At 55.3% G+C, this 12,937-nt stretch carries 11 protein-coding genes; 10 read left to right on the top strand and 1 reads right to left on the bottom strand.

The features are described from left to right. Positions 1-12: 12 nt before the first annotated feature. A complete protein-coding gene (locus tag DD586_RS16510; RefSeq protein WP_012885954.1) occupies positions 13-1,725 on the bottom strand; it encodes a hypothetical protein in 1,713 nt (570 codons plus the stop codon). A gap of 312 nt (positions 1,726-2,037) precedes the next feature. Here DD586_RS16510 and cysJ point away from each other — a divergent pair, with 312 nt between their 5' ends. The 10 genes from cysJ to ispD all read left to right on the top strand — a co-directional run bounded on the left by cysJ (position 2,038) and on the right by ispD (position 12,913). Continuing rightward, the gene (gene cysJ, locus DD586_RS16505; protein WP_012885953.1) at positions 2,038-3,858 is read left to right on the top strand and encodes an NADPH-dependent assimilatory sulfite reductase flavoprotein subunit; all 1,821 of its coding nucleotides are present in this window, start codon (positions 2,038-2,040) and stop codon (positions 3,856-3,858) included. Then, complete coding sequence (cysI, locus tag DD586_RS16500) at positions 3,858-5,573, top strand: assimilatory sulfite reductase (NADPH) hemoprotein subunit (RefSeq protein ID WP_012885952.1); 1,716 nt, start codon at positions 3,858-3,860, stop codon at positions 5,571-5,573. Before cysJ ends, cysI begins: the two co-directional genes overlap by 1 nt. A gap of 12 nt (positions 5,574-5,585) precedes the next feature. After that, positions 5,586-6,320 (top strand): phosphoadenylyl-sulfate reductase, encoded by a 735-nt coding sequence (locus tag DD586_RS16495; RefSeq protein ID WP_012885951.1) that lies wholly within the window; start codon positions 5,586-5,588, stop codon positions 6,318-6,320. A gap of 310 nt (positions 6,321-6,630) precedes the next feature. Further along, positions 6,631-8,052, top strand: coding sequence for a siroheme synthase CysG (gene cysG, locus DD586_RS16490; protein ID WP_012885950.1), 1,422 nt, complete (start codon positions 6,631-6,633; stop codon positions 8,050-8,052). Positions 8,053-8,062: 10 nt separating this feature from the next. Beyond that, positions 8,063-8,971 carry a sulfate adenylyltransferase subunit CysD gene (cysD, locus tag DD586_RS16485; protein ID WP_012885949.1) on the top strand — a complete coding sequence of 303 codons (909 nt, stop codon included), beginning with the start codon at positions 8,063-8,065 and terminating at the stop codon, positions 8,969-8,971. A gap of 11 nt (positions 8,972-8,982) precedes the next feature. Then, positions 8,983-10,410, top strand: coding sequence for a sulfate adenylyltransferase subunit CysN (cysN, locus tag DD586_RS16480; protein ID WP_012885948.1), 1,428 nt, complete (start codon positions 8,983-8,985; stop codon positions 10,408-10,410). A 1-nt stretch (position 10,411) separates the two neighbouring features. Further along, the gene (gene cysC, locus DD586_RS16475) at positions 10,412-11,062 is read left to right on the top strand and encodes an adenylyl-sulfate kinase (protein WP_012885947.1); all 651 of its coding nucleotides are present in this window, start codon (positions 10,412-10,414) and stop codon (positions 11,060-11,062) included. A gap of 133 nt (positions 11,063-11,195) precedes the next feature. Then, complete coding sequence (locus DD586_RS16470; RefSeq protein ID WP_228669708.1) at positions 11,196-11,651, top strand: DUF3561 family protein; 456 nt, start codon at positions 11,196-11,198, stop codon at positions 11,649-11,651. Positions 11,652-11,849: 198 nt separating this feature from the next. After that, on the top strand, positions 11,850-12,203 hold the full coding sequence (gene ftsB, locus DD586_RS16465) for a cell division protein FtsB (protein ID WP_012885945.1): 354 nt from the start codon (positions 11,850-11,852) through the stop codon (positions 12,201-12,203). 2 nt (positions 12,204-12,205) lie between these two features. Next, entirely contained in the window at positions 12,206-12,913 is a 708-nt protein-coding gene (gene ispD / locus DD586_RS16460) for a 2-C-methyl-D-erythritol 4-phosphate cytidylyltransferase (RefSeq protein ID WP_012885944.1), read from the top strand. Positions 12,914-12,937: the final 24 nt, after the last annotated feature.

Here is a 12,937-nt window from a genome sequence, read left to right as displayed (position 1 = left end):
GGCCTGATGGCGCTACGCTTCATGACGTGGCGCTGTCGGGTGATGACCACCAATATCTTGCGTGAGCGCTGTCAACTGCTGTTGCAGACTGTCTGCCAGCGAGCGTGGGCGGTCAGCATCAAACATGACATGCATGCTGACCGGGTAATCCCGGTGTTGCAGGCTGAAATCATCCATTTCATGGGCTACGCCATAAAGCGCCTGAATATTGGTTTTGGCTATCTCACGCAGCGTCCAGTTATTTTCCACACGCTGGCAATAGTGCAACGTGAAAAAGGCTTTCTGTGCATGGACGAAAGCCCGGCAATAGAGCGCGAGCCCTCGCCATTCTTGCAGCCAGCGCTGACGTAGCGGCTCCGGCAGTTGGTGGTCGCGGACAAACTGCATGGCAACCTGCTGGCTTTGCTCGGCTAACTGCCAGGCGGTGTCTTTCTCCCGCACGATCTGGTACAGATTGTGGGAGGCCAGCTCAGTTTCCTGACGTTCAAAGGTGATGTCGCGACCGGAGCCGGGGAGCCAGTGATTGCGGTTAAGCTGACCGTACAGGCTCCACACCGCCTGACCATAACTGGACGGTAACAGACTATGGCGATGGAACACGTGGTGGCGGGCGTACAGCGATAACGACAGCGCCTGTTGGGCCTGTTCCAGCAACGTTCGCATGGTGTGACAAACCTGCTCATCCGGTTGCCATTGCCAGCATTCCGCCAGCCAGCGGCGAAAAAGTTCGCTTTCGTTAATCGGTGGCGCGTTGTCATTCAACAGGTGCGCGCAAGCAAACAGGGTGAATTCGCTCAGCGAGCCTAATACGCTGTGGTTATCGACGCCGTCCCAACTGATGCGACAGGCCGCGCTGACGATGGCCGGATTTTTCTCCCGACACCATAACAGCCGCCCTTGTACTTCGGTGTAGCGCAAAAACGGTAAATTTCCCCAGCCGACTTCTTCGCCAGCCAGATCCAACTCCACCCAGACTTCCCGATCCCCCAGTTCCAGCAGTGCTGGATTATTGGGAAATTCCGGCCAGAAGCGTTCCGGCGTCATTTTAATGGCGGCGGATACGCTAGTCGGCAGGCTGCGGATAGCGTCCAGTACATGAGACATATCCTGATGATTAGCGGGAAAAGCGCGTAATACCAGGTGACGCTGGTGGGCGTGGATAACGCGGGTAACGGCCGCGAACAATTGCCGGTAGACCGGCTCGCTGTCTGTGGCGGCGGGGACTGTGCCGCCACGCTGTATCTCTTCGCCGGGTGGTGGAGCGAAACGTATCAGGCTGTCGCTGTTGGAGATAGCCAGCATCAGCCCATGCAATCGTGGGATTTGCTGCATCAGTTGTTCGACTTTGGCGGCCAGATAATCACACCAGAAGTGGGTATCAATGCGGAACTGACGTGCATCGTCCAGTAAATGGGGATACTGCAATAGCAAGTCGGTGGGGAACGTCAGTTCTTTGCATTGCAGGTATAACGCTAACCCTTGCTCGCGACAATAAGCGGCAACCTGATTGAGATAGACGCAGCGTGAGCGTTGCTGACTGCTGATACGATCGTCAAAGCGGGTTGGCTGATAAGCCGGGGGCGTCACCAGCTTGTCCAGCAAGTCCGCCTGGCCTAGCACCAGCGTATTGAAACCGTAACGACGGGCATATTCCACCAACGTGATGACCCGCTGCCAGTGCCAGATATCTTGGGTATTGAGTTCCAGCGCGCGACGTTGCCACATTATCGGTATGCTCCCAGGGTCACGAAATAGGGTTCTGCCCCGGATTATTTAGGGTTTCACGTCTGTGCGATAGCGGAAAATAAACATCCCAATAATCAATGCAATAAATTGTGATCAATAACACTTAAAGCAATAAGTGTTATCAAAAAAACTATTTAGTCATTTTGGTTATTAAATATTGCCATCCTGTCTTTAATTGTTCAGGTAGGGATGGTTACCTTATATCCTATCTGACTTTCTATTTCATGATATTGGCTATGGCGGCAACCCGGCATTCGCGCCCGCAGCCAGAACAAGGATACCGACACCATAATGAGCATTCCGGCTTCTCCGACTCCGCAGCTCCCGTTGAGCGCGGAGCAACTTTCGCGTCTTCAGGCGGCGACCGGTGATCTTTCACCGGCGCAACTGGCCTGGCTGTCTGGCTATTTCTGGGGCGTGATTCAGCAGCAACCCGGTGCGCTCGCCGCACCGACCAGCGCGCTAGCTTCGTCAAACGCGGCACCGCCTGCCGCTATTACGCTGATTTCAGCCTCCCAGACTGGCAACGCGCGCCGTGTGGCGGAGCAGGTCCGCGACGAGCTGCTGGCAGCCAACCTGCCCGTGACGCTGGTGAATGCCGGTGATTATAAGTTCAAGCAGATAGCACAGGAAAAACTGTTGCTGATAGTCACCTCGACGCAGGGCGAGGGCGAGCCGCCAGAGGAAGCTGTGGCGCTACATAAGTACCTGTTCTCGAAAAAAGCGCCGTCGCTGGCGGGGCTGACATTCGCGGTATTTGGTTTGGGTGATACCTCTTACGAATTCTTCAGCAAGGCCGGTAAAGATTTTGACAGTCGCCTGGCGGAATTGGGCGCTGAGCGTCTTTTGGATCGTGTCGATGCTGATGTGGAGTTCCAGCCACTGGCAGTGCAGTGGCGACGCCAGGTGGCTGAGGCGCTGAAAGCGCGTTTCGCCAGCCAGACGGCGGTGGCGGTACAAACGGCTGCCAGTGGTCAGGTTAACGCGGTAACCACCAGCCCGTACCATAAAGAAGCACCTTATACCGCTTCGTTGGTAACTAATCAGAAGATTACCGGCCGCAACTCAGAGAAAGATGTCCGCCATATCGAAATCGACTTAGGGGATTCCGGTCTGCGTTATCAGCCTGGTGATGCGTTAGGGGTTTGGTATGAGAATGCCCCGGCGCTGGTACAGGAATTACTGGGTCTGTTGTGGTTAAAAGGCGATGAACCGGTCAGCGTCGGCGGCAACACCCTACCGCTGTCCGAGGCACTACAACGCCATTTCGAGCTGACGCAGAATACCGCACCGATCGTTGCCAACTATGCGGCGTTGTCCCGTAACGACACCTTGTTGGGGTTGGTGGCGGATAAGTCTGCCTTGCAACAGTACGCACAACGCACTCCGCTGGTGGATATGGTACGCGAAGCACCGGTGGAACTGACGCCGGAACAGCTCATCGGGTTGTTGCGTCCGTTGACGCCGCGTCTCTACTCTATTGCATCGTCACAGGACGATGTGGGCAGTGAAGTGCACATCACCGTCGGCGTCGTGCGCTATGAATATGAAGGGCGTGCGCGTAGCGGCGGCGCGTCAGGTTATCTGGCTGACCATCTGGAAGAAGAGGGCGAGGTCCGTGTGTTCATTGAACACAATGATAATTTCCGTCTGCCTGCCAACCCAGACACGCCGATTATTATGATTGGGCCCGGTACCGGTATTGCTCCGTTCCGCGCGTTTATGCAACAGCGTGAGGCTGAGGGGGCCGGGGGCAAAAACTGGCTGTTTTTCGGCAACCCACACTTTACTGAAGATTTCCTTTATCAGGTGGAGTGGCAGCGCTACGTCAAGGATGGGCTGCTGACCGACATTGACCTGGCATGGTCACGCGATCAAGCCCACAAAGTCTATGTGCAGGACAAGATTCGTGAAAAAGGCGCGCAGGTGTGGCGCTGGATTCAGGATGGCGCCCATATTTATGTGTGCGGCGATGCCAATCGCATGGCAAAAGATGTGGAACACGCGCTGCTGGACATAGTGGCTGAACAAGGTGGGATGGACGCCGAACAGGCGGATGAGTTTTTAAGCGAGCTGCGTCTTGAGCGGCGTTATCAGAGAGATGTGTACTAATGAGCGAAAGATATTCTGGTCCGCTGGTGGTCGAGGGTACGCTGGCTGACGCCGAACGTATGAAGCAGGAAAGCAATTACCTGCGCGGTACGATTACACAAGATTTAAACGACGGTCTGACTGGCGGTTTTAACGGCGATAACTTTCTGCTTATCCGCTTTCACGGCATGTACCAGCAAGACGATCGCGATATTCGTGCTGAACGCGCCGAGCAGAAACTGGAGCCGCGTCATGCCATGATGTTGCGCTGCCGTCTGCCGGGTGGGGTGATGACGCCGCAGCAGTGGCTCGCTATCGACAAGTTTGCGGGTGAAAAAACGCTGTACGGCAGTATCCGTATCACAAACCGCCAAACCTTCCAGTTTCACGGTATTTTGAAAAATGATCTGAAATCCGCTCATCAGTTGCTGCATGACGTTGGGCTGGATTCGTTGGCAACCGCCAATGACGTCAACCGTAACGTGCTCTGTACCTCCAATCCGGTCGAGTCGGTGCTGCATCAGCAGGCCTACGAGTGGGCGAAGAAAATTTCCGAACATCTGCTGCCGCGTACTCGCGCTTACGCTGAAGTGTGGCTGGATAAGGAAAAGGTTGCCACCACCGATGAAGAGCCGATTCTGGGGCCGACTTATCTGCCGCGTAAATTCAAGACCACGGTGGTGATCCCGCCGCAGAATGATGTGGATCTGCACGCCAATGATCTGAACTTTGTCGCTATTTCAGATAACGGCCAACTGGTGGGCTTTAACGTGCTGGTCGGTGGCGGCTTGTCTATCGCTCATGGCGACAAGACCACTTATCCGCGTACGGCCAGTGAGTTGGGGTACATTCCGTTGGCGCAGACGCTGGCGATAGCTGAAGCGGTGGTCACCACCCAACGTGACTGGGGCAACCGTACCAACCGTAAGAACGCCAAGACTAAATATACGCTGGAGCGGGTCGGCGTCGACACCTTTAAACAGGAAGTCGAGCGTCGTGCCGGTATTGCGTTTGAAGCGGTTCGGCCGTACGAGTTTACCGGTCGTGGCGATCGCATCGGTTGGGTGAAGGGGATCGATAATCACTGGCATCTGACGCTGTTCATTGAGAATGGCCGTATTCTGGATTACCCGGGGCGTCCGTTAAAAACCGGCATGGCGGAAATCGCTAAAATCCACAAAGGTGATTTCCGACTGACCGCGAATCAGAACCTGATCGTGGCGGGGGTTGCGGCGCGCGACAAAGCCAAAATCGAGGCACTGGCGCGTCAGCATGGCCTGATCGACGATAGCCTCACCGAGCAACGGCAGAACTCGATGGCCTGTGTTTCGCTGCCAACCTGCCCGCTGGCGATGGCGGAAGCAGAGCGCTTCCTGCCGGAGTTTGTCACGCAGGTAGAAGGCATTATGCAGAAACACGGTGTGGGTGATGACCATATCGTGTTGCGCGTAACGGGTTGCCCTAACGGCTGTGGCCGCGCCATGCTGGCGGAAATTGGCCTGGTGGGGAAAGCTATCGGTCGTTACAACCTGCATATCGGTGGTAATCGCGAAGGTACCCGCATTCCGCGGATGTACCGGGAGAACATTACCGAAAAAGAGATCCTGACGGAGATTGACCAATTGGTCGCGCGTTGGGCCAGCGAACGCGAAAGCGGCGAAGGGTTTGGCGATTTTGCCATCCGTGTCGGCATCATTAAACCGGTGCTGGATCCCGCTGTTGATTTTTACGACTGACAGGAGAACCTGATGTCCAGTCTGAATCTGGAGGCGCTGCGCGCCTTGTCTCAAACGGAGCAGACCGCCGCTCTGGCGGAGGTCAATCAATTGCTGGAAGGGTTGTCTGCCGAAGCGCGTGTGGGCTGGGCGCTGGAAAACCTGCCGGGAGAGTTTGCACTGTCCTCCAGTTTCGGCATTCAGGCCGCGGTGAGTTTGCATCTGGTGACCCGGCAACGGCCGGATATCCCGGTTATCCTCACCGATACCGGTTATCTGTTCCCGGAAACCTACCAGTTCATCGATCAATTAACCGAACAGCTGAACCTTAACCTGCATGTTTACCGTGCCCCCCAGTCTCCTGCCTGGCAGGAGGCGCGCTACGGCAAATTGTGGGAACAGGGGCTGGAAGGGCTTGAACAGTACAACCAGATCAATAAAGTCGAACCGATGAACCGGGCGTTGCAGGAGTTACAGGTCGGCACCTGGTTTGCTGGCTTGCGTCGTGAACAGTCAGGGAGTCGTGAAGGCTTGCCAGTGCTGGCTATCCGACGTGGGGTATTCAAGTTTTTGCCGATCATCGATTGGGATAACCGCACGGTGTATCAGTACCTGAAAGCCAATGGACTGGGCTACCATCCGCTGTGGGAGCAGGGTTATCTGTCCGTCGGCGATACCCACACTACCCGCAAGTGGGAGCCGGGTATGAGTGAGGAAGAAACCCGTTTCTTCGGCCTGAAACGCGAATGCGGGCTGCATGAGGGTTGATTCCTACTGGTTCAAACGGTTTGTCAGTCCTCTTCTTATCCATGAGCGTTGTCACCGGTGGCTATTCCGGCGGCAGGTGCACAACGCTATCACATCATCTGTGTGCTGATGTTCTCGCCTGCTTTTAGCAGGCTCAGGTGAACGTGAAGTGTAAAAATAGTCATGAAAAACCGTTATTAAGCGTTTTTATTCTTTCACGCGTAGTTTGTTATTCCATTACGGAACTAATCATACTAATTCGGCATTTCATAACCCTTCTCTTCACGTTTTATAGTCGCTTTATAGAATTTTTAGCTTAGTAAAGGCATCTGTGAACTATCTCCCTATATTCGCCGATCTCCGGCAACGCCCCGTGTTGGTGGTGGGAGGCGGTGAGGTGGCAACCCGCAAAATTGACTTGTTGCAACGTGCCGGTGCGGATGTCCGGGTCGTGGCGCGGTCATTGTGCGAGCCGCTTCAGGCTTTGCATCAGGCGGGACAACTGGCCTGGGTAGCGCAGGAGTTTGCGCCTGCGCTGCTGGATAACGTATTTCTGGTGATTGCCGCTACGGATGACGGGGCGCTCAATGCCACGGTGTTTGAGCAGGCCAATCAACGCCAGCTACTGGTTAACGTGGTAGACGATCAACCCAAATGCTCGTTCATTTTCCCGTCGCTGATTGACCGCTCGCCATTGGTGGTGGCGATTTCATCCGGTGGTCAGGCACCGGTGCTGGCGCGGTTATTGCGAGAGAAGCTCGAGGCGCTATTGCCTGCTCGTCTGGGACAAATGGCGGAACTGGCCGGGAAATGGCGCGGACGCATCAAGCAGCAACTGGCATCAATAACGGAACGCCGTCGGTTTTGGGAGCGTGTGTTTAGTGGCCGTTTTTCCAGTCTGGTGGCGGCCGGTCAACTGGCTCAGGCCGAGCAGGAACTGGAACAGCAACTGTCGCAGCCTGATGGGCAACAGGGCGAGGTGGCGTTGGTGGGGGCAGGTCCCGGCGATGCCGGTTTGCTAACACTGCGCGGCTTGCAGGTCATTCAGCAGGCGGATGTGGTGCTTTACGATCATCTGGTCAGTGACGACGTGCTGGATCTGGTGCGCCGTGATGCTGAGCGGATTTGTGTCGGTAAACGCGCCAGCGCGCACCTGCTGCCACAAGAAGAGATTAATGCGCTGTTGGTGAAACTGGCGCAAGAAGGGAAACGGGTCGTGCGGCTCAAAGGCGGCGATCCCTTTATTTTTGGCCGCGGTGGCGAAGAACTGCAACAGGTGGCGCAGGCAGGCATTCCGTTTCAGGTGGTGCCGGGAATTACGGCGGCGGCAGGTGCGACAGCCTACGCTGGCATTCCGTTGACACACCGGGATTACGCGCAGAGCGTGACATTCATCACCGGACATTGTCGGCCGGATGGCGATGCGCTGGACTGGTCGACGCTGGCGCGCGGCAGGCAGACATTGGCTATCTATATGGGCACGGTCAAATCGGCGGAAATCAGCCAGCAACTGATTGCGCATGGTCGGGCTGCACAGACGCCGGTGGCGGTCATCGGCCGTGGTACCCGGCAGGATCAAGTCGTGCTGACGGGAACGCTGGCGGAATTAGAAACGCTGGCGCAACAGGCTCCGACGCCTGCATTGCTGGTTATCGGCGAAGTGGTGGATTTGCATCAACACATCGCCTGGTTTGGTGAACAAGCGCGGATGACGCCGAATGATGGGCGCCCGGCCGTGGTGAATCTGGCTTAAGGTTAAGGTTATGGACGAGAAAAGACTCACGCATTTAAAACAGCTTGAAGCAGAAAGTATTCATATCATTCGTGAGGTGGCGGCCGAATTCAGCAACCCGGTGATGCTGTACTCCATCGGCAAGGACTCCTCCGTGATGTTGCATCTGGCCCGCAAGGCGTTCTTTCCGGGCACGTTGCCGTTTCCGCTCTTGCATGTGGATACCGGCTGGAAGTTTCGCGAAATGTACGAATTCCGCGATCGTACTGCCAAAGCTTATGGCTGTGAGTTGCTGGTGCACCGCAACCCGGAAGGGGTGGCGATGGGCATTAATCCCTTTGTGCACGGCAGCGCCAAGCATACCGACATCATGAAAACCGAAGGGCTAAAACAGGCATTGGATAAGTACGGTTTTGATGCCGCGTTTGGCGGCGCTCGCCGTGACGAGGAAAAATCCCGTGCTAAAGAGCGTATCTACTCTTTCCGCGATCGCGCCCACCGTTGGGATCCTAAAAATCAACGACCGGAATTGTGGAACAACTATAACGGCCAGATTAACAAAGGCGAAAGCATCCGCGTATTCCCGCTTTCCAACTGGACTGAGCTGGACATCTGGCAATACATCTATCTGGAAAATATCGATATTGTGCCGCTGTATCTGGCCGCTGAACGTCCGGTGCTGGAGCGTGACGGTATGCTGTTGATGGTGGATGATGATCGTATCGATCTGCAACCGGGTGAGGTTATCGCCAAGCGTATGGTGCGTTTTCGCACACTGGGTTGCTGGCCGCTGACCGGCGCGGTGGAATCACAGGCACAGACGTTACCGGAAATCATTGAAGAGATGCTGGTGTCCACCACCAGTGAACGTCAGGGACGGGTCATTGACCGTGATCAGGCCGGCTCCATGGAGCTTAAAAAGCGTCAAGGGTACTTCTGAGGAATCGTCAAATGAATCATAGCATTGCAAAACAGATTGCCGAGCAGGGCGGGGTTGAGGCTTACCTTCATGCACAGCAGAACAAAAGCCTGCTGCGTTTTTTGACCTGCGGCAGCGTTGACGATGGCAAAAGCACCCTGATTGGCCGATTGTTGCACGATACGCGTCAGATTTACGAAGATCAGCTCTCTACGCTGCACAATGACAGTAAACGTCTTGGTACACAGGGTGAAAAGCTGGATCTGGCGTTGCTGGTGGATGGCTTACAGGCTGAGCGCGAACAGGGCATCACCATTGATGTGGCCTATCGCTATTTTTCTACTGAAAAGCGCAAATTTATTATTGCCGATACGCCGGGGCATGAGCAGTACACCCGTAATATGGCGACCGGCGCGTCTACTTGCGAACTGGCGATTTTGTTGATCGATGCCCGTAAAGGCGTGCTGGATCAGACCCGGCGTCACAGCTTTATCGCTACGCTATTGGGGATTCGCCATCTGGTGGTGGCGGTTAACAAGATGGATTTGGTGGATTATCAGCAGGCGGTCTTTGAGCAGTTCAAGCGCGATTATCTGGACTTCGCTGGTCAGTTACCGGCGGATTTGGATATCACCTTTGTGCCGATTTCCGCGCTGGATGGCGATAATGTGGCAACGCCCAGTTCGTCTATGAGCTGGTATAGCGGCCCGACGCTGCTGGACGTGTTGGAAACCGTCAATGTTTCTGCCCGTAGCCTGAGCCAGCCGATGCGCTTCCCGGTACAGTATGTCAACCGCCCGAATCTTGATTTCCGTGGTTATGCCGGTACGGTCGCCTCAGGCACCGTGCAGGTTGGACAGCGGGTGAAAGTACTGCCCTCTGGTGTGGAGTCCAGCATCAGCCGTATCGTGACTTTCGATGGTGATCTACAGCAAGCGCAGGCGGGTGAAGCGGTGACGCTGGTGCTATCCAGCGAAGTCGACATCAGCCGGGGAGATTTGCTGGTCAGCAGTGAAGAAACACGTCAGGCGGTTCGCAGTGCCAATGTGGATGTGGTGTGGATGGCTGAGCAACCCTTAGTGCCAGGACAAAGCTACGATATCAAAATTGCCGGTAAGAAAACCCGCGCACGGGTGGAAAAGATTCACTATCAGGTGGACATCAACACCTTGACGCAGCGGGTTACCGAATCGTTGCCGCTTAACGGTATTGGTCTGGTGGAGCTCACCTTTGATGAACCGTTGGTGCTGGATAAGTACCAGCACAATCCAGTTACCGGCGGCATGATTTTTATCGATCGTCTGAGTAATGTGACGGTCGGTGCCGGGTTGGTGCGTGAGCCGGTGGCACAGACTGTCGCAGAGCGTGGTGATTACAGCGCGTTTGAGCTGGAGTTGAACGCCTTGATTCGTCGCCACTTCCCGCACTGGGGTGCGCGTGATCTGCTGGGAGGAAAATAAGGTGGCGCAAACGCATTCCAGACCGGTTGATGACAATAGACCGGTTGACAGCAATAGACCGGTTGATGCCAATGTGGTGTGGCATGACCATGCGGTGGCGCGTGAGGACCGGGAACGGCAACACGGCCATCGTGGCGTGGTGGTGTGGTTTACCGGGTTGTCCGGCTCCGGTAAGTCGACGTTAGCCGGTGCGCTGGAGCAGTCGCTGTTTGCCCGTGGCGTCAGTACTTATTTGCTTGATGGCGATAATGTTCGGCATGGCCTCTGCCGGGATCTGGGATTCAGCGACGATGACCGGCGGGAGAATATCCGCCGGGTGGGCGAGGTCGCCCGGTTGATGGTCGATGCGGGGCTGGTTGTATTAACCGCGTTTATCTCTCCGCATCGTGCTGAACGACAGATGGTACGCGAACTGCTTGATCAAGGGCAGTTTCTTGAAGTGTTCGTGGATACGCCGCTGTCGATTTGTGAAGCCCGTGACCCGAAAGGTCTGTACAAGAAAGCCCGCGCCGGTGAGCTGCGTAATTTCACCGGTATTGATGCCATTTATGAGGCACCGGAACAGCCTGAATTGCATCTGGATGGCCAACAATTGGTAACAAATTTAGTCGACGAATTATTAGATATGCTGCATGGTCGAGCTATCATCTAAGCCTCAGATGGCCCTTCACGAGGCTGTTCACCGCCGTGGCGTAGGTGTGTTTACGTTGTCGCGCTACGGGGTGTGCGAGTGAAGGGGCAGTCTTCAGGCCAACGGTTACCCGGTGATGGGGTAAGCAGGAACGATGATGCAGAGTGTGACGCCATTACCTGATAGTAGTACGCAAACCTGTAGTAGTGCGCAAAGCTATGGTAGTTCGCAAAGCTATAGCAGTTCGCAAAGCTATAGCAGTTCGCAAAGCTATAGCAGTTCGCAAACCTATAGTAGTGCGCGGACCTTTCATGGCGAGGAGGACGCGTCTCCTGCGTCGTCCTACAGTCCGCTGGTGGGCGCACTGGCCGGTTTTTGTTTCTACTGGCTGGCTTTTTCTCTGCCATTCGTGTTCTACGGCCTGAATTCCACGCTGCTATTGATGCTGTATACCTGGCCTTTCTTCCTGGCGCTGATGCCCCTGTCGGTTCTGATCGGCATGTTGTTCCGCGTGTTGTTGCCGAATCATGTGGGGTGGATGATGCTCTGCTGTGCGGTCAGCATTCCGGGCCTGTTCTGGCTGGTGTTCGTGTTAATCACCGGATGGTAGCCCTTCAGGCGTTATTCCCGCCACGATACCGATTTCAGACTATTTATTTCTTTGCTAAAACTATGTCCATGAGTGAGTAACTTTATCCGTCACCGACCGGTTACGCCTGACTTTTCCCTGCCAGAAACGAATGCTGCTGGCGGAGGTGGAGTCCTGACAAAAGTTATGGGATGATTAGGCGGCTTTTCAGGGGGCTGGATGGGAAAACTTTCGCTATTATTGTTGATTCTTCTCGGTTGGTTGCAATATTCGCTCTGGCTGGGGAAAAACGGTGTTCATGATTATGTGCGGGTGAAGGATGACGTGGCGGTGCAGCAGGCCAACAACGTTAAACTGAAATCCCGTAACGAACAGCTGTTCGCTGAAATCGACGACCTCAACGGCGGTCAGGAAGCCATTGAGGAGCGTGCGCGCAACGAGCTGGGTATGACCAAACCGGGTGAAAGTTTTTATCGTTTAGTGGCAGATCAAGCCGATCGCCGTGCGCGCAGTAGCTCGTCACCTGCGCCATCCTCCCCGACGTCTTCCACTTCATCATCGATGTCTCGCTAGGTATGTCTACTCCGAATCACGCTGTGGCTGAGGTGGTCGCTGTTTTGCCGGCGGCTGGTAACGGCAGCCGGATGCTCAGTGATCGCCCCAAACAGTATCTTTCCATCGGTACGAAAACCATTCTTGAACACACGGTCGCCGCGTTGCTACGCCAGCCGCGAATTCAACGGGTAATTATCGCTATTAGCGCCGATGACCCCTATTTTTCCGCGCTACCTCTGGCTTCGGATGCCCGTATTCAGGTGGTGAACGGCGGTCGCCAGCGTGCCGATTCGGTGCTGGCTGGGTTGCAACAGGTGCAGCAAGCTGATTGGGTGCTGGTGCATGATGCCGCTCGCCCTTGTTTGCATCAGGATGATTTATCAAGACTATTGCTCCTGACCGGGCAGAGTGAAGTCGGTGGCATTTTGGCGGCCCCGGTACGTGATACCATGAAGCGCAGCCGTGATGGACACATTGACCACACGGTAGAACGTGAAGCGCTGTGGCATGCACTGACGCCGCAACTGTTCCCGTTGGCGCTGCTGCGCTCGTGCCTGGAACGCGCGTTGCGTGAAGGGGCAACCATAACCGATGAGGCCTCGGCGCTGGAATATTGCGGTTATCAGCCGCAGATAGTTCCGGGGCGCGCAGACAATATCAAAGTCACACGTCCGGAGGATCTGGCTCTGGCGGAATTTTATTTGACGCGCAGTCTGGATCATCATTAACACGATAATAAAGGAGCCTGAGTG

The organism is Dickeya parazeae Ech586, from assembly GCF_000025065.1.
Taxonomy (GTDB): domain Bacteria; phylum Pseudomonadota; class Gammaproteobacteria; order Enterobacterales; family Enterobacteriaceae; genus Dickeya; species Dickeya zeae.
Note: the sequence above shows the minus strand (reverse complement) of the source record. Positions and strands in the feature narration are given on the sequence as shown.

Excerpts from the sequence above, each read along its gene's own strand:
- DD586_RS16510 (WP_012885954.1), bottom strand. The coding sequence starts at position 1,725 with ATGTGGCAACGTCGCGCGCTGGAACTCAATACCCAAGATATCTGGCAC.
- cysJ (WP_012885953.1), top strand. The coding sequence starts at position 2,038 with ATGAGCATTCCGGCTTCTCCGACTCCGCAGCTCCCGTTGAGCGCGGAG.
- cysI (WP_012885952.1), top strand. The coding sequence starts at position 3,858 with ATGAGCGAAAGATATTCTGGTCCGCTGGTGGTCGAGGGTACGCTGGCT.
- DD586_RS16495 (WP_012885951.1), top strand. The coding sequence starts at position 5,586 with ATGTCCAGTCTGAATCTGGAGGCGCTGCGCGCCTTGTCTCAAACGGAG.
- cysD (WP_012885949.1), top strand. The coding sequence starts at position 8,063 with ATGGACGAGAAAAGACTCACGCATTTAAAACAGCTTGAAGCAGAAAGT.
- cysN (WP_012885948.1), top strand. The coding sequence starts at position 8,983 with ATGAATCATAGCATTGCAAAACAGATTGCCGAGCAGGGCGGGGTTGAG.
- DD586_RS16470 (WP_228669708.1), top strand. The coding sequence starts at position 11,196 with ATGATGCAGAGTGTGACGCCATTACCTGATAGTAGTACGCAAACCTGT.
- ftsB (WP_012885945.1), top strand. The coding sequence starts at position 11,850 with ATGGGAAAACTTTCGCTATTATTGTTGATTCTTCTCGGTTGGTTGCAA.
- ispD (WP_012885944.1), top strand. The coding sequence starts at position 12,206 with ATGTCTACTCCGAATCACGCTGTGGCTGAGGTGGTCGCTGTTTTGCCG.